The 15,153-nt window shown below is 73.4% G+C and carries 16 protein-coding genes and 1 tRNA gene; 11 read left to right on the plus strand and 6 right to left on the minus strand.

Features of this window, described 5'->3' with window-relative positions:
• The first annotated feature begins 27 nt into the window (after positions 1–27).
• Positions 28–543, plus strand: coding sequence for a GNAT family N-acetyltransferase (locus tag ACFYXV_RS26540; protein WP_389384216.1), 516 nt, complete (start codon positions 28–30; stop codon positions 541–543).
• 66 nt (positions 544–609) lie between these two features.
• Here ACFYXV_RS26540 and ACFYXV_RS26545 read toward each other — a convergent pair whose 3' ends face one another.
• Both ACFYXV_RS26545 and ACFYXV_RS26550 read right to left on the minus strand, forming a co-directional pair.
• Positions 610–2,034: a M1 family metallopeptidase gene (locus tag ACFYXV_RS26545; RefSeq protein WP_385474929.1), complete on the minus strand. Its 1,425-nt coding sequence runs from the start codon at positions 2,032–2,034 to the stop codon at positions 610–612.
• 41 nt (positions 2,035–2,075) lie between these two features.
• Positions 2,076–2,642 (minus strand): heme-binding protein, encoded by a 567-nt coding sequence (locus tag ACFYXV_RS26550; RefSeq protein WP_385474931.1) that lies wholly within the window; start codon positions 2,640–2,642, stop codon positions 2,076–2,078.
• Between the two features lie 364 nt (positions 2,643–3,006).
• On the opposite strand from ACFYXV_RS26550, the gene ACFYXV_RS26555 reads away from it, so the two are divergent.
• The 4 genes from ACFYXV_RS26555 (at position 3,007) to ACFYXV_RS26570 (ending at position 6,675) form a co-directional block, all read left to right on the plus strand.
• A complete protein-coding gene (locus tag ACFYXV_RS26555; RefSeq protein ID WP_385474954.1) occupies positions 3,007–4,134 on the plus strand; it encodes a sensor histidine kinase in 1,128 nt (375 codons plus the stop codon).
• Complete coding sequence (locus ACFYXV_RS26560; RefSeq protein WP_383342759.1) at positions 4,131–4,772, plus strand: response regulator; 642 nt, start codon at positions 4,131–4,133, stop codon at positions 4,770–4,772. The genes ACFYXV_RS26555 and ACFYXV_RS26560 overlap by 4 nt, the downstream gene beginning before the upstream one ends.
• Positions 4,773–4,983: 211 nt before the next feature.
• On the plus strand, positions 4,984–6,099 hold the full coding sequence (locus tag ACFYXV_RS26565; RefSeq protein ID WP_389384217.1) for a M4 family metallopeptidase: 1,116 nt from the start codon (positions 4,984–4,986) through the stop codon (positions 6,097–6,099).
• 72 nt (positions 6,100–6,171) lie between these two features.
• Positions 6,172–6,675: a hypothetical protein gene (locus tag ACFYXV_RS26570; RefSeq protein ID WP_383495768.1), complete on the plus strand. Its 504-nt coding sequence runs from the start codon at positions 6,172–6,174 to the stop codon at positions 6,673–6,675.
• 32 nt (positions 6,676–6,707) lie between these two features.
• Here the strand turns inward: ACFYXV_RS26570 and ACFYXV_RS26575 are convergent, their stop codons facing one another.
• The gene (locus ACFYXV_RS26575; protein ID WP_389384218.1) at positions 6,708–7,385 is read right to left on the minus strand and encodes a pentapeptide repeat-containing protein; all 678 of its coding nucleotides are present in this window, start codon (positions 7,383–7,385) and stop codon (positions 6,708–6,710) included.
• A 107-nt stretch (positions 7,386–7,492) separates the two neighbouring features.
• Between ACFYXV_RS26575 and ACFYXV_RS26580 the strand changes: the two genes are divergently transcribed.
• Together ACFYXV_RS26580 and ACFYXV_RS26585 are read left to right on the plus strand one after the other, a co-directional pair.
• Positions 7,493–8,497, plus strand: a complete 1,005-nt coding sequence (locus ACFYXV_RS26580; protein ID WP_383343117.1) for a zinc-binding dehydrogenase — start codon at positions 7,493–7,495, stop codon at positions 8,495–8,497.
• A 90-nt stretch (positions 8,498–8,587) separates the two neighbouring features.
• A complete protein-coding gene (locus tag ACFYXV_RS26585; protein ID WP_383342748.1) occupies positions 8,588–9,094 on the plus strand; it encodes an FBP domain-containing protein in 507 nt (168 codons plus the stop codon).
• Between the two features lie 94 nt (positions 9,095–9,188).
• On the opposite strand, the gene ACFYXV_RS26590 is transcribed toward ACFYXV_RS26585, so the two are convergent.
• Together ACFYXV_RS26590 and ACFYXV_RS26595 are read right to left on the minus strand one after the other, a co-directional pair.
• Positions 9,189–9,668 carry a GNAT family N-acetyltransferase gene (locus ACFYXV_RS26590; RefSeq protein ID WP_385474938.1) on the minus strand — a complete coding sequence of 160 codons (480 nt, stop codon included), beginning with the start codon at positions 9,666–9,668 and terminating at the stop codon, positions 9,189–9,191.
• A 30-nt stretch (positions 9,669–9,698) separates the two neighbouring features.
• Positions 9,699–10,592 (minus strand): aminoglycoside phosphotransferase family protein, encoded by an 894-nt coding sequence (locus ACFYXV_RS26595; RefSeq protein WP_389384219.1) that lies wholly within the window; start codon positions 10,590–10,592, stop codon positions 9,699–9,701.
• A gap of 212 nt (positions 10,593–10,804) precedes the next feature.
• Between ACFYXV_RS26595 and ACFYXV_RS26600 the strand changes: the two genes are divergently transcribed.
• On the plus strand, positions 10,805–12,187 hold the full coding sequence (locus ACFYXV_RS26600) for an NAD(P)/FAD-dependent oxidoreductase (protein ID WP_385474941.1): 1,383 nt from the start codon (positions 10,805–10,807) through the stop codon (positions 12,185–12,187).
• A 44-nt stretch (positions 12,188–12,231) separates the two neighbouring features.
• On the opposite strand, the gene ACFYXV_RS26605 is transcribed toward ACFYXV_RS26600, so the two are convergent.
• Positions 12,232–12,306, minus strand: a tRNA-Thr gene (locus tag ACFYXV_RS26605).
• Between the two features lie 221 nt (positions 12,307–12,527).
• Here ACFYXV_RS26605 and ACFYXV_RS26610 point away from each other — a divergent pair.
• The 3 genes from ACFYXV_RS26610 to ACFYXV_RS26620 all read left to right on the plus strand — a co-directional run bounded on the left by ACFYXV_RS26610 (position 12,528) and on the right by ACFYXV_RS26620 (position 15,050).
• Positions 12,528–13,616, plus strand: a complete 1,089-nt coding sequence (locus tag ACFYXV_RS26610; protein ID WP_385474943.1) for an ABC transporter ATP-binding protein — start codon at positions 12,528–12,530, stop codon at positions 13,614–13,616.
• Between the two features lie 186 nt (positions 13,617–13,802).
• Positions 13,803–14,216 (plus strand): hypothetical protein, encoded by a 414-nt coding sequence (locus tag ACFYXV_RS26615; RefSeq protein ID WP_030157024.1) that lies wholly within the window; start codon positions 13,803–13,805, stop codon positions 14,214–14,216.
• 54 nt (positions 14,217–14,270) lie between these two features.
• Positions 14,271–15,050 (plus strand): NDP-sugar synthase, encoded by a 780-nt coding sequence (locus ACFYXV_RS26620; RefSeq protein WP_389384220.1) that lies wholly within the window; start codon positions 14,271–14,273, stop codon positions 15,048–15,050.
• Positions 15,051–15,153: the final 103 nt, after the last annotated feature.

A 15,153-nucleotide genomic window follows, 5' to 3' on the forward strand; every position in this document is an offset into this window, starting at 1 on the left:
GGAGGGGGCTTCGCTACGGTTCGCCAGGTGATCCTGCAATCGCTCGTTCCCGTGGACGGCGCCCTGCCGGGCCCGGTCCTCACCGAGATCGCCGCGCTCTACGCGACCAACCACGCCTTCTTCGAGCTCAGCGGGGACTTCCCCGACCCACGCCGCATCACCGTGGAACAAGTCGCCGCGGCCCTCGCCGACGAACTCGCCCACGAAGGCGCCGAGGTGCTCCTGGCCCGCTCCGCCGGCCGGCTGGTCGGCCTGGCCGCCACCCTCGCGCACCACCCCGATCCGGCCGCCGGTGACCCCGACCCGTGGATCGGCCTGCTGCTCATCGACGCCACCGCGCACCACACGGGGTACGGGAGCGCCGTCGCCGGCCTCGTCGAGGAGCGCTTCCGCGCCGCGGGGCGGAGCGGCGTACGGATCGCCGTACTCGACGACAATGCGGCCGGCCTGGCGTTCTGGCGGTCCCGGGGCTACACCCCGCTGCGCCGCGCCCGGGACCGCGAGCACGGCCGCGACTGCACCGTGATGCGCAAGGCCCTGTAGCGGGCGCGGGGGACGCGGCGGGCGGTCCCGTACGGACGCGGGCCGTACGGATGAGGCCCGTACGGGCTACTTCGGCCGGCCTTCCCCGTACAGCCACACGTCCCAGACCTTCTTCAGGTCGTGGCCCGTCGACCGCTCCGCGTACGCGGTGAAGTCGGCCGTGCTCGCGTTCCCGTACTTGTGGTCCGTGGCCCAGCCGCGCAGCAGGGCGAAGAACTTCTCGTCGCCGACCTCCTGCCGGATCCGCTGGAGGACCATCGCGCCCCGGACGTACACCGGCATCCCGGAGATGTCCGCGGCGCCGGGCGGGTCGGCCGGCGGGAAGGCGGCCCAGTCCTTGTCCGCGTCGTCGTCCACGGTGGTGTCGCCCTTGAGGTAGGCGTCGAAGTGCTGCTGGGCGGTGGTCCCGCCGTGGTCCTCGGACCACAGCCATTCGGCGTAGGTCGCGAAGCCCTCGTTGAGCCACATGTCCTTCCAGGACTTCGGCGACACCGAGTCGCCGAACCACTGGTGGGCCGTCTCGTGCAGCAGGAGATCCTCGTCGGGCGCGCCGGAGAAGACGGGTTTGGTCTGCGTCTCCAGCGCGTACGTGAGGGAGTCGGCCGGCAGCACGATCGCCCCGGCGGTCCCGAAGGGGTACGGGCCGAACCGGCGGCTGCCCCAGTCCACGATCTCCGGCAGCTTCGCGAGCGCCGGGGCACTGGCGGCCGCCTCGGCGGGCGCGACGGCCTCGTACAGGGCGACCCCCGAAGGGGTCCGGCCGGTGGTCACCTTGAACTTCCCGATCGCCGCGGTGGCCAGGTAGCTGGCCATCGGCTCCGGGCTGTGCCACACGAACTCGGTCTTCCCGTCGCCGGTGTCGGTACGGGAGGCCAACTCGCCGTTCGAGACCGCCTCGTACCCCTTGGGCACGGTCAGGGTGATGTCGTACGTCGCCTTGTCGCTGGGGTGGTGGTTCCCGGGGAACCAGGCCATCGAACCGATCGGCTCGCCGACCCCCACGGCCCCGTCGGCGGTGGCGATCCAGCCCTCCTTGGAGCCGTCCGCGTCCACGATGGGCCGGGGCTCGCCGCGGTAGTCGATCTCCGTACGGAAGACCTCGCCCTTCTTGAGGTCCTTCGCGGGACGCACCGTCAGCTCCCGGCCGGTCCGGTTGAACCGGGCTTCCTCGCCCTGCACGGTGACGCTCTCGACCTTCAGGCCGGCGAGGTCGAGGTTGAAGGAGCTGAGCCCCTGTCCGGCGCGGGCCGTGATGACGGCGGTCGCCTTCAACTCCCCGCCGGCGGGGTCGTAGTCGAGGTCCAGTCCGTAGTGCTCGATCTGGTAGCCGCCGTTGCCGGCCTTGGGGAAGTACGGGTCGCGCAGCCCCGACGCGCCCGGCCGCCCCTGCACCGTGCCGGCCGTGCACCCCGTGGTGAGGGCGAGCAGGGCGGCAGCGGCGGCTGCGGGGGCGGCGGCGGTGAGGCGGGAGAGAGCGCGGCGGTGGTACACGCTCCCGATCCTATGCGGGCCCGACGGCGTGTTCCCGGGCGTTACTTCGCCAGGGAGTCGGCGCCGGCCTTGGCGAACTTCTCGTCCAGGTCCCCGCTCGGGGCGCCGGCCACGCCGATGCCAGCGACCGGGGCGCCCTTGGCCTGCACCGGGGTGCCGCCGCCGAGGAACAGGGTGCCGGGGATGTCCTTCAGGTTCGGGGTCTGGGCGAGACGGCCCGCGAGCACCGAGGTCGGGGCGTTCCAGGACACGGCGGTGTAGGCCTTGCGCTGCGCCGACTCGTAGGACTGCGGGCCCGCGCCGTCGCCGCGCAGGGTGACGATGGTGTTGCCGTTGCGGTCCACGACCGCGACCGTCACCTTCTGGTTCTCCTTCTGCGCGGCGTCCAGCGCGGCCTGGGCGGCGCGGGTGGCGGCGTCGACGGTGAGGTGGGTCGTGGTGGTGAAGTTCTTCTCGTCCGCCCCGCCGTCCTTCTTCGCGGTGGCGGCGGCAGCGGCGGCCGGGGCGGTCTCGGCCTGCGCGGCGCTGGCGCTGACCGCGCCGAAGGTCCCGGCGCCGAGCGCGACGGCGAGGGCGGTACCGGTGAGAACGCGGGTGCGGATGTTCATGTCTGCTGCTCCTGGGTACGTCGGTGGGTGCGTCGGCTGAGTACGTCGCGGCCGTCGGGTACGTCGGCTCGTCCTGCTGCTCCAAGCCTGGGGCCGCACCCGGCGCCGGCCCGTCCCCGTACCGGCTCGCGACGGCTGCCGCACCGGTTGACGCCGGGGTCAACCGATCGGTGGATGCGGGCGGGGTGCGGCTGCGGCTGGGATGGTCGGCGCCATCGCGTACGACCAGGCACGATGGAGGAGCCAGACACCGACCCGGGAGCCCGCCGTGAGCCACGTGAGCCGCGTACCACCGCCGGCGCCGGGGACCGCGGGCGCCGCGGGTACGCCCGGGAAGGCGGACACGCGGGCCCTGGCGGCGGTCATGCACACGGCGTTCTTCCTGCTCCTCGGCGCCTCGGTGGCCCGCTTCCTGCTGCGCCACCCGGGCTCGCCCAGCACCCCGTGGATCATCGCCCTCAGCATCACGCTGGCCCTGCTGTACGTACTCGGCCCCGCACTCGGGGCCGCGCCCACCGTGCGCCGGCTGCTCTGGCTGGGGCTGGTGGTGGCGGTCTGGGTGGTGCTGGTGGTCCTCGCGCCCAGCTTCGCCTGGTGCGCCGTCCCCCTCTTCTTCACCGCGCTGCGCACCCTGCCGCCCCGCGCGGCCATCGTGCTGGTGGCCCTGCTGACCGTGTTCGTGGTCGCGGCCCAGCTCAAGCTCTCGCGCGAGTTCGACCCGAACCTCCTGCTGGCCCCGCCCGCCATCGCCGCCCTGGCCACCGCCGTCTTCGTCCACATGGAGCGCCAGGCAGAGTCCCAGCGCGCCCTGATCGACGACCTGATCCGCACCCGGCGCGAGCTCGCCGCCACCGAGCGGCGCGAGGGCACCCTCGCCGAGCGGCAGCGGCTGTCGATGGAGATCCACGACACGCTCGCCCAGCACCTGTCCAGCCAGCAGATGCTGCTCCAGGCCGCGGACCGCACCTGGGACAGCGACCCGGCCACCGCCCGCGCGCACGTCCGTACCGCCACCGCGATCACGGCGCGCGGGCTGGCGGAGGCGCGGCGCCTCGTCCACGACCTCGCCCCTCCCGAGCTCGAAGGGGGCGGCGGGCTCGCCGACGCGCTGCGCGCGCTCGACGCGGGCCCGGACATCGAGGTCCGCTTCCACCTGGAGGGCGCCCCGGCCCCGCTGCCGGACCGCGTCCAGTCGGCTCTGCTGCGGATCGCGCAGGGCGCGCTGGCCAACGTACGGGAGCACGCGCACGCCCGTACCGCGGCCCTGACCCTGAGCTTCCTCGGCGACCAGGTGGTCCTGGACGTCGCCGACGACGGCGAGGGCTTCGCCGAGCCCCGGCCGGGTACGCGCGCCGCGACCGGGGACCGGGGGCACGGGCTGCCCGCGATGCGCGCCCGCGTCCGCCAGCTCGGCGGCACCCTCACCATCGAATCCACCCCCGGCGAGGGCACCGTCCTCTCCGCGGCCATCCCCTTGGAGCCCCCCGCATGACGACCGGAACCGGACCGATGACGACGATCCTGCTCTGCGACGACCACGCGGTGGTGCGCGCCGGGCTGCTGGCGCTGCTGGGCAGCGCGCCGGACATCGAGGTGCTCGGTGAGGCGGGCAGCGGCGAGGAGGCGGTGGCCCTGGCGGCGAAGCTGCGCCCGGACGTGGTGCTGATGGACCTCCAGCTGGGCGAGGGCATCGACGGGGTCGAGGCGACGCGCCGCATCACGGCGGTGACCGACCCGCCGCACGTGCTGGTCCTGACGACGTACGACACGGACGCGGACGTCACCCGGGCCATCGCGGCGGGCGCCACGGGCTACCTGCTGAAGGCGGAGCGCCCGGAGGAGCTGTTCGCGGCGATCCACTCGGCGGCGGCGGGCCGCACCACGCTCTCCCCGCCGGTGGCGAGCCGGGTGATGGCCCACATGCGGGGCTCGCGCCCGACGCTGACGGACCGCGAGCTGGACATCCTGGGGCAGCTGGCGCGGGGTCTGGGCAACCGCGACATCGCCCGGGCCCTGTTCATCAGCGAGGCCACGGTCAAGACCCACCTGGGCCGCATCTACGACAAGCTCGGCGTGGACACCCGCGCGGGGGCGGTCGCGGTGGCCAAGGAGCAGCGCCTGCTCCCGTGAACGCCGTCGCGGCGGCGGCCGCCGCGGGCCCGGGGCGGGGCGGGGGCGGGGCGGGGCGGTCCGCCGGCGGCCGGATCCGGACAACGGGCGGGGCGTGTTCGGACAACCGGCGCGGGATCCCCGGGAATCCTTGTCGTAGACCTGCCAAAGCCGGGCTCCGCCCTGTCACGCTCTCTCGCGCCGCCACCCCGGCCACCGCGAAGGAGCCCGAGTGACCCACCCCACGTCCTCTCGCCGCACCCGCCTCGCCGTCCTCCTCGGGACGGCCGCCGCCCTGACGGCAACCGCCCTGACGGCCACGGCGGTGACGGCCCCGGCGACGGCCGCGGCCGAGACCCCGTACGGAGCCGCCGCCACCGGCACGGGCCACAGCCAGCACTCCGGCACCGTCCCCCTCACCACCTACTCCACCGGCAGCGCCTACCAGCTCCGCGACACCACCCGCGGCAACCAGCGCACCCTCGACGCCATGAACCAGACCGGCGGCGGCACCCTCTTCACCGACCCCGACAACGACTGGGGCGGCACCGGCACCCCCGCCAACCGCCAGTCCGCCGGAGTGGACGCCCACTACGCCACCGCCGTCACCTGGGACTTCTACAAGGGCGTCCTCGGCCGCAACGGCATCCGCGGCGACGGAACCGGCGTCACCTCCCGCGTGCACTACGGCAGCAACTACCCCAACGCCTTCTTCGACCCGAGCTGCTTCTGCGCCAACTACGGCGACGACCCCGTCACCGGCAAGACCCTCGCCACCCTCGACATCGTCGGCCACGAGCTCACGCACGGCGTGATCGCCTCCACCGCGGGCCTCGGCTCCGCGGGCGAACCCGGCGGCCTGGGCGAGGGCACCGCCGACATCCTCGGCACCGCGATCGAGTTCTTCGCCGACAACGCCACCGACGTCGGCGACTACTTCATCGGTGAGCGCGTCTTCACCGACGGCCCCCTGCGCCGCATGGACCACCCCAGCCTCGACGGCCACTCCCGCGACTACTGGTCACGTGACATCGGCACGCTGGACGCGTACGCCGCCTCCGGGCCGGCCCGGCACTTCTTCTACCTCCTCGCCGAGGGCAGCGGCCCCAAGGTGATCAACAAGATCGCCTACGACTCCCCCACCTACGACGGCTCGAAGCTGCTCGGCATCGGCCAGGACAAGGCCGTCCGCATCTGGTACCGGGCCCTGAGCACGTACATGACCTCCACCACCAACTACGCCCGCGCCCGCAGCGCCACCCTCATGGCCGCCGCCGACCTCTACGGCCCGTCGAGCGTCGAATACGCCCGCGTCGCCGCGGCCTGGACGGCCGTCAACGTCCGCTGACGCCACCGCCGGGACGGGGAGGGCCGCACACCGGTACCACCACCGGGCCGCACCCGTGACACCATCGGGTACGTGCTCGACATCGGCTACTCCCTCTCCCGGCGTTTCCCGGACCCCCCGCAGACCGACTACCGCTCGGCGGACGTCCACTCCCTGCGCCACGACCTGTTCTGCGGGGACGTCTACCTCGCGGACACCGTCAAGGACCGGGAAGTGTCCACAGCCTGGGGATGGGTGCCCGTACTGGACTTCGCCTGGGCGCTGTGCGACATCGTCGAGCAGCTCGACCAGGACCCGCGCGGCAGCCGCTCCGCCAACCGGCAGTACGCCGAACTCGACTTCACCGAGTCCAGCGACCGCATGCTCTTCGAGCGCCGCTTCGGCTGGGTGGACATCGAGGCCGACTGGATGCCGGCGGAGGAGGAACCGCTGACCTTCAGCCACCGCCTGCTGCGCCGCGAGGCCCGCGACTTCCTGCACGACCTGATCGCGGACCTGACCGACATGCACGACACCCTGGCCGACAACCCCGTCATCTGGACCCTCCAGTCCCGCTTCCCCCGAGTCCCGGCGTAGGCCGCCCTGCGCCACGGCCCCCCGCCACGGGGTCACGGCAGGACGCGCAGTCCCAGCTGGGCCGCCAGGGCCGGGGCCAGGTCGAAGAGCTGGGGCGGGCTGATCACCGCACCGGCCAGCGCCCCCACCCCGCGCGCGATGTCCAGCTCCGCGGCCCCCCGCAGGTCCACGTCCGCCATCCGCGCCCCCGTGAAATCGGCACCCCGCAGCGCACACCCGCGGAACTCCACCCGCTCCAGCACCGCGCCCGCGAAATCCGCCTCCACCAGCACGCACCCGTCGAAGACCACGTCCTTGAGCCGAGCCTTGCGCAGGTTCAGGTAGTCGATCTTGCCGCCGCGGAACACCACCCGCTCCAGCACGGCCCCGTGCAACTGCACGCCGCCGAGCCGCGCCTCCACCAGCTCCACGTCCCGCAGCGATGCCCCGGACAGGTCCGTCCCCACCCCCCGGACCCCCTCCAGCACCGAATCCAGGATCCGGGCCTTCGCCAGCCCCGTCTCGTCCAGCGCGCACCGCCGCAGCGCGCAGTCCATGAACCGGGCCCCGATCCCCTCCTGCCCCGCGAAGTCCAGGTCGGCGAACTCCAGCCCGTCGTAGTCCCCGTCCGGCTCCAGCCCACCGCCCTCCCACGCGCTCAGCTCCGGCAGCCGCACCTCCGGCCGCCGCGCCGCCTTCACCGTCTCCCGCTGCTGTCCCTTGGCCGCCATTCCTCCATCGTCCCCCGCCCCACTGACAACGCCCGCCGGAGCCTTGACCTCAACCGCACTTGAGGTCAGAACCTGTCCCCATGGACACCCCGCAGACCCCGCAGACCATGCGCGCCATCCGCCTCCACGCCTTCGGCCCCGCCGAGAACCTCGTCCACGAGCGCACCGAAACCCCCGTACCCGCCCCCGGCCAGGTCCGCATCGCCGTGGCCGCCGCCGGAGTACACCTCCTCGACACCGCCCTGCGCCAAGGCGTGCACAGCCCCGTCCACACCCTCCCCGAGCTCCCCACCATCCCCGGCCGCGAAGTCGCCGGCACCGTCGACGCCCTCGGCCCCGGCACCGACCCCGTCTGGCTCGGCCGCCAGGTCGTCGTCCACCTCGGCTTCGCTCCCGGAGGCTACGCCGAGTACGCCGTCGCCGACGCCGACCGCCTGCACCCCGTACCGCCCGGCCTCGACCCCGCCCAGGCCGTCGCCATGATCGGCACCGGCCGCACCACCCTCGGCATCCTCCAGTTCGCCGACCTCGGACCCGGCTCCACCGCCCTCGTCCCCGCCGCCGCCGGCGGCATCGGCACCCTGCTCGTCCAGTACGCCCTGGCCGCCGGAGCCACCGTGATCGCCCTCGCCGGCGGCCCCGCCAAAACCGCCCTGGCCGCCGCGAACGGCGCCCACCTCGCCCTCGACTACACCACCCCCGACTGGCCGGAGGCCGTACGCGAAGCCCACCCCGCCGGCGCCACCGTCCTCTTCGACTCCGTCGGCGGCCCCACCGCCCGCGCCGCCCTCGACCTCCTCGCCCCCGGCGGCCTCCACCTCGTCTTCGGCTGGTCCGCCGGCCCCGTCCCCCTCACCGACGCCGACCGCGCCCGCCACACCGCCCGCGGCATCACCACCGAAAACGTCCTCGGCCCCGCCATGCTCCGGCGCGCCGCGGCGGCCGGCGGCGGCGAAGACCCGCTGCGCCACCTCGAAACCCGCGCCCTCGCCGAAGCCGCCACGGGCCGGCTCCGGCCCGCCCTCCAGCGCTACCCGCTCGCCGAGGCGGCCGCCGCCCACCACGACCTGGAGACCCGCGCCACCACCGGCAAGGTCGTCCTCGAACCCTGAGGCACCCCGCCCCCGCCCCCGCCCACACCCGCGCCCCCGCCGGCAATATCGGATGACAGCGGCCCGTACCCCCACGTACCGTCCAACCACGTGGACCCGCTCACCGAAAAACAGATCCGTTCCTCCTTCGTGAACTGCACGAAGGGCGAGGCCGCACGCCTCAAACTCCCGCTGGACTTCAGCGAACTCCCCTGGGAAGACCTCGACTTCCTCGGCTGGGTAGACCCCGGTGCCCCGCTGCGCGCCCACCTCGTGCGCCGGGACGCCGACGGCACCCCCGTCGGCATCACCCTGCGCGTCCCGGGCACGAGCCGCACCAGCGCCCTCAAGTCCAGCGTCTGCCAGATCTGCCTCACCGGCCACGCCGCCTCCGGCGTCTCCCTCCTGGTCGCACCCCTCGCCGGAGCCCGCGGCCGCGAGGGCAACACCGTCGGGATCTACGTCTGCGCCGACCTCGCCTGCTCCCTCTACGTCAGGGGCAAGCGAGCGCCGAAGCTGCGCGCCGGCCGGTACGAGGAGACCCTGACCCTCCCCGAGAAGATCGAGCGCACCCGCACGAACCTCGACTCCTTCACGGCGAGGATCACGGCGGCCTGACCCCGCCCCCGCCCCGGCGCACCCCTCCACCCCCGCGCCGGGCCCGGGTCGGGCCGGTGCGGGGGTGGGCCCGCACGGTCGCAGGGCCCCGCCCTCAGCCCCGCGCCGCACCCAGCCGCTTCAACGGCTCATCCGTCAGCCGGTACACGGACCACTCGTCCTGCGGCCGCGCCCCCAGCGCCTCGTAGAACGCGATCGTCGGCGCGTTCCACTTCAACACCGCCCACTCCAGGCGCTCGTACCCGCGCTCCACACAGATCCGCGCCAGCTCCGCCAGCAGCGCCTTCCCGTGCCCGCCGCCGCGCACGCCCGGCCGTACGTACAGGTCCTCCAGGTAGATCCCGTGCACCCCTCGCCACGTCGAGAAGTTCAGGAACCACACCGAGAAACCGACGGCCTCCCCGTCCTCCGTCTCCGCGATGTGCGCGAACGCCGCCGGCCTCTCCCCGAACAGCGCCTCCCGCAACTGCTCCGGCGTGGCCCGCGCCTCGTGCGGCACCTTCTCGTACTCCGCGAGTTCGCGGATCATGGCGTGGATGACGGGAACGTCTTCGACAACAGCGCTACGGATCATGCCGGCAGCCTAGACACCCCCCGAAGGGTGTCACCGCCGGCCCAGCAGGACCTCCGCCACCAGCAGTTGCTCCTCGTCGAGCTCCCGCTCCCCCTCCTCCACGTCCCACAGGCAGTTCTGCAGCACCCGGCCCAGCGTCCACGCGCGGGCCCGGTCCCGGTCCAGGCCCAGCGCCGCCGTCAGCGCGTCGAACCGCCACCGCACCCCGTCCACCGCGAACTCGTTCCGGATCGCCGGCAGCAGCTCGAAGCCCGGATCACCCGCCAGCGGCTTCGGGTCGATCGCCAGCCACGGCTCCCGCCCGCCCGCCAGCACATTGCCGTAGTGCAGGTCCCAGTGCAGCAACCGGTCCCCCGGCTCGCCCGCCACCTCCGCCAGCGCCGCCGCGCAGTCGGCCACCAGCCCCCGCGCCCGCCCCGGCGCCACCCGCTCCAGGGCCGCCGGTACGGACTCCAGCATCCCCGCCGCCACACCCCCGAGCCCCCGCACGCCGGCCGGAGCCCGTACCCGCGTGAGCCGGGCCAGCAACTCCCCCACGACCCGTACCGCCTGCCGCGCATCCCGCTCCGCCAGCCCCGACAGCGGCCGCAGCTCGTCGAGCCGCTCCAGCAGCAGCGCGCCGGTTTCCGCGTCGTGCGCCAACAGCCGTACGCAGCCCCGCCCGTCCCACGCGCGCAGCGCGAGCGGCTCCCCCGCGCTCTCCTCGTCCACCCGCCCCAGCTTCAGCACGGCCGCCGACCCGTCCGCCCGCTCCACCGGCAGCACCAGGGCGGTCACCCCGTGCATCGCGGGCCCGGTGCGCCGCAGCTCCCACCGCTCCAGGAACTCCGCCGCCCGCGCGGGCAGCCCGGCGATGAACTCCCGCCCCGCTTCCCCCTCGTACCCGATCTGCGCCCGCACCAGCCCGTCCGGAATCTCCACCATGCCCCCAGGCTGCCGCACCGCCGACGCCGACGGCCCCCCGCGCCCCCTGAACGCCGCCGCGTCGAAACCGCGCAGGACCGGTACGAACCCCCCGGGCGGCACCCTACGGACCGCACCACCGCGCCACATCAGCCAGACGGCCACCTCCGCCACCCCAAAACCCGACATCCGGTACCTGGACACCCCTGCGCCACGCCCTGTACCAACTCCCCATGACGATCAACGGCGGCATCTCCTTCTGGTACGCGACGGATCACACGGCCACCCACCAGCCACCCCGCGCCCCCCTCACCGGCCACGCCACGGCCGACGTCGTCATCGTCGGCGGCGGCTACACCGGCCTGTGGACCGCGTACTACCTCAAGACCGCCGCCCCCGACCTCCGCGTCACCGTCCTGGAGCAGAAGTTCTGCGGCTACGGGGCCTCCGGCCGCAACGGCGGCTGGCTCTACAACGGCATCGCCGGCCGCGACCGCTACGCCGGACTCCACGGCCACGAAGCCGCCCGGCGCCTCCAGCGGGCCATGAACGACACCGTCACCGAGGTCATCGACACCGCCGCCAAGGAGTCCATCGACGCCGACATCCACCGCGGCGGCGTCCTCGAAGTCGCCCGCACCCCCGCACAGCTCAGCCGCCTCAAGGCCTTCCACAGCGCCGAGCTCGCCTTCGGCGAGAGCGACCGCGAGCTCTACGACGCCACCGACACCCGCGCCCGCATCGACATCGCCGACGCCGTCGGCTCCACCTGGACCCCGCACGGCGCCCGCATCCACCCTCTCAAGCTGGTCAAGGGCCTGGCCGCCGCCTGCGAACGCCTCGGGGTGGTCATCCACGAAACCACGCCCGTCACCGAAATCGCCCCCCGCCGGGCCGTCACCCCGTACGGAACCGTCCGCGCCCCGTACGTCCTGCGCTGCACGGAGGGCTTCACCGCCGCCCTCAAGGGCCAGAAGCGCTCGTGGCTCCCGATGAACTCCTCGATGATCGCGACGGCCCCACTGCCGCCCGAGGTCTGGTCCCGCATCGGCTGGTCGGACGCCTGCACCCTCGGCGACATGGCCCACGCCTACATGTACGCCCAGCGCACCGCGGACGACCGCATCGCGATCGGCGGCCGGGGCGTCCCGTACCGCTTCGGCTCCCGCACGGACACGGACGGCACCACGCAGCAGTCGACGATCACGTCGCTCACGAACCTCCTGACGTCCTTCTTCCCGCTCCTCACCGGGGTGGAGATCACCCACGCCTGGTCCGGCGTCCTCGGCGTCCCCCGCGACTGGTGCGCCACGGTCACCCTGGACCGCACGACGGGCCTCGGCTGGGCGGGCGGCTACGTGGGCTCGGGCGTGGCCACGTCGAACCTCGCGGCCCGCACCCTGCGCGACCTGGTCCTCGGGGACTCCACGGACCTCACCGCGCTCCCCTGGGTCGGCCACCGGGTCCGCCGCTGGGAACCGGAACCCTTCCGCTGGCTCGGCGTCCAGGCCCTGTACGCGGCCTACCGCGAGGCGGACCGCCACGAGACGAAGACCCACACCCCGCGGACCACCCCGCTGGCCCGCCTGGCCGACCGCGTCTCGGGCCGCCACTGACGCGAAAGCCCGGCTCAGACGGGTCTGAGCCGGGCTTTCGGCGGAGCCCCCTGTCGGATTCGAACCGACGACCTACGCATTACAAGTGCGTTGCTCTGGCCGGACTGAGCTAAGGAGGCGTAACCGCCCTCACTTTACACAGCGCCCCATCCGCCGGGCCATCACATTGCCCGGCCCCGGATGGTCGGCGGACGGCTCCGGGCGAGGCGGAAGTCACGGGTCCCGGGGTGCTGACAGGACGGGGAACGGCGGGTAGCGTCAGGCGGAGTCCTGCTTACTGGACTAGACCTTCCACTCGGATCGTCCGGCACGTTCCTGCCGGTAGAAGGGATTCATCACCATGGCTTCTGTCACTTTCGACAAGGCGACCCGGCTGTACCCCGGCGGCGACAAGCCCGCCGTCGACGAGCTGGAGCTGCACATCGAGGACGGCGAGTTCCTCGTCCTCGTCGGGCCCTCCGGCTGCGGCAAGTCCACCTCGCTGCGCATGCTGGCCGGCCTGGAGGACGTCAACGGCGGCGCGATCCGCATCGGCGACCGCGACGTCACGCACCTGCCGCCCAAGGACCGGGACATCGCGATGGTGTTCCAGAACTACGCGCTCTACCCGCACATGACCGTCGCCGACAACATGGGCTTCGCGCTCAAGATCGCCGGCGAGGACAAGGCGACCATCCGCAGGAAGGTCGAGGACGCGGCGAAGATGCTCGACCTCACCCAGTACCTCGACCGCAAGCCGAAGGCGCTCTCCGGCGGTCAGCGCCAGCGCGTCGCCATGGGCCGCGCCATCGTGCGCAAGCCGCAGGTGTTCCTCATGGACGAGCCGCTGTCGAACCTCGACGCGAAGCTGCGCGTGTCCACCCGTACCCAGATCGCCGCGCTCCAGCGCGACCTCGGGATCACCACCGTCTACGTCACCCACGACCAGGTCGAGGCCATGACGATGGGCGACCGCGTGGCGGTCCTCAAGGACGGTCTGCTCCAGCAGGTCGACACCCCCCGCAACATGTACGACCGCCCGGCGAACCTGTTCGTCGCCGGCTTCATCGGGTCCCCGGCCATGAACCTGGTCGAGGTCCCGATCGCCGACGGCGGCGTGAAGTTCGGCGACAGCGTGGTCCCGGTGTCGCGCGAGGCACTGTCCGCCGCCGCGGACGCGGGCGACCGCACCGTCACGGTCGGCGTGCGCCCGGAGCACTTCGACATCGGCACCGGGGGCGGCCTGACGATCACGGTCAACGTCGTCGAGGAGCTCGGCGCCGACGGTTACGTGTACGGCCGCACCACCGAGGCCGAGGGCGCTCAGGACATCGTGGTGCGCGTCGGCGGCCGCCAGGTGCCCGAGAAGGGCTCGACGCTGCACGTGGTGCCGCGCGCCGACGAGATCCACGTGTTCTCGACCTCCTCGGGTGAGCGCCTCTCCGGCTGACGCGGCCAAGAGCGAGTGCGGACAGGGGCGTTCCTCCCGGAGGAGGGGCGCCCCGCTCCGCATCCCGGGCAGACCGGGCCATTCGACCCCGGTCGTCAACCCTTAAATCGAAAAGCCACGTCGAACCATCCCCCGACCGGGTGACTAAATGTCGCCAAATCTTCACCGAGCGCTACTCTCGCCCTCGTGACCCACACTGCCCGCCGTATCGGCCGTTCCCTCGCCCTGGTCCTGCCCGTCGTCCTGGTCCTGTCCGGGACCCTCGCGGTCACCATGGTCCCCTGGGCGGACAACACGCCCTCCCAGATCCTGACCGCCTCCGCCGAGGACGTGTCCGTCCCCGCGAAGCCGCGCGCCGCACAGGACGTGCTGCGCGACAAGCTGCTGGGCGAGCTCCAGCAGGGCGAGGCTCCGGGTGACGTACTGACGCACCTCCAGCAGGAGGTGGACCGGCGCCCGTCGCTGGCCGAGCACTGCGTGGGGATCGCGCGGGCGCTGGGCCGGGCCGCCGTGGACGTGTACGGCCCGACGAAGGCGCAGTCCTTCGCGCGTCCCGTGTGCGACACCGCGTACGCGACCGGTGTCGCCTCGATGGGCTGACGGCTGACGGGCGTCGCCGCCCTCACCCGCGCCGGGGCCTCTACCCTGGCGGCCATGACCGACGCACCCCCCGTGTCCCGCACCTCCGTTTCCGCGGCCGCGTATCCGGCCTCCCTCGCCCAAGCGCCTGTTCAGGCGGTCGTACTGGCGGGAGGCCAGGGTTCGCGGCTGCGTCCGTATACGGACGACCGGCCGAAGCCGATGGTGGAGATCCCGGGGACCGGGGTGCCGATCATCGGGCACCAGCTGGCCTGGCTGGCCTCCGAGGGGGTGACGGACGCCGTGATCTCGTGCGGGCACCTCGCGGAGGTGCTCCAGGAGTGGCTGGCCAAGGCGGACCTGCCGCTGCGGGTGACCACGGTGGTGGAGGAGGAACCGCTGGGGCGCGGGGGCGGGCTGAAGTACGCGGCTCGCCATCTGCCGTACCCGGAGCGGGCCTGGTACGCGACGAACGGGGACATCTGGACGCGGTTCTCGCTGCGGGAGATGGCGGAGTTCCACGCCGAGCGCGGGGCTACGGCGACGCTGGCGCTGGCCCGGCCGCGGATCCCGTGGGGGGCGGTGGAGACCAATGAGTTCGGGCAGGTGCTGGACTTCATCGAGTCGCCGCCCTCGCCGTATCTGATCAATGCGGGGGTGTACGTCTTCGGTCCCGAATTCGCGGCGCTGTTGCCGGATTTGGGCGATCACGAGCGCACGACGTTCCCGCGGCTGGCCCGCGAACGGCGGCTGGCGGGCTTCCCGCTGCCACAGGGGGCCTACTGGCGGGCGATCGACACGGCGAAGGACCTGACCGAGGCGGCGCGGGAGCTGGCCGCCCAGAGCGGATCCTGAGGCCCTCCGTACGGCAGCGAGGAGGCTCGGTGCGGGGCGGGGCGGGGCGGGGTACGGAACGCGGAAAGAGGGGGGCCCGGCGCGCAGTTCGCGCGCCGGGCCC

It is taken from the genome of Streptomyces sp. NPDC002181 (assembly GCF_042890485.1).
In the GTDB taxonomy this organism is placed as follows: Bacteria; Actinomycetota; Actinomycetes; order Streptomycetales; family Streptomycetaceae; genus Streptomyces.

What these genes read in the sequence shown, in the direction of transcription:
- ACFYXV_RS26550 (WP_385474931.1), bottom strand. Translation starts at nt 2,642, where the DNA reads ATGAACATCCGCACCCGCGTTCTCACCGGTACCGCCCTCGCCGTCGCG.
- ACFYXV_RS26555 (WP_385474954.1), top strand. Translation starts at nt 3,007, where the DNA reads ATGCACACGGCGTTCTTCCTGCTCCTCGGCGCCTCGGTGGCCCGCTTC.
- ACFYXV_RS26560 (WP_383342759.1), top strand. Translation starts at nt 4,131, where the DNA reads ATGACGACCGGAACCGGACCGATGACGACGATCCTGCTCTGCGACGAC.
- ACFYXV_RS26575 (WP_389384218.1), bottom strand. Translation starts at nt 7,385, where the DNA reads ATGGCGGCCAAGGGACAGCAGCGGGAGACGGTGAAGGCGGCGCGGCGG.
- ACFYXV_RS26580 (WP_383343117.1), top strand. Translation starts at nt 7,493, where the DNA reads ATGCGCGCCATCCGCCTCCACGCCTTCGGCCCCGCCGAGAACCTCGTC.
- ACFYXV_RS26590 (WP_385474938.1), bottom strand. Translation starts at nt 9,668, where the DNA reads ATGATCCGTAGCGCTGTTGTCGAAGACGTTCCCGTCATCCACGCCATG.
- ACFYXV_RS26595 (WP_389384219.1), bottom strand. Translation starts at nt 10,592, where the DNA reads ATGGTGGAGATTCCGGACGGGCTGGTGCGGGCGCAGATCGGGTACGAG.
- ACFYXV_RS26600 (WP_385474941.1), top strand. Translation starts at nt 10,805, where the DNA reads ATGACGATCAACGGCGGCATCTCCTTCTGGTACGCGACGGATCACACG.
- ACFYXV_RS26610 (WP_385474943.1), top strand. Translation starts at nt 12,528, where the DNA reads ATGGCTTCTGTCACTTTCGACAAGGCGACCCGGCTGTACCCCGGCGGC.
- ACFYXV_RS26620 (WP_389384220.1), top strand. Translation starts at nt 14,271, where the DNA reads ATGACCGACGCACCCCCCGTGTCCCGCACCTCCGTTTCCGCGGCCGCG.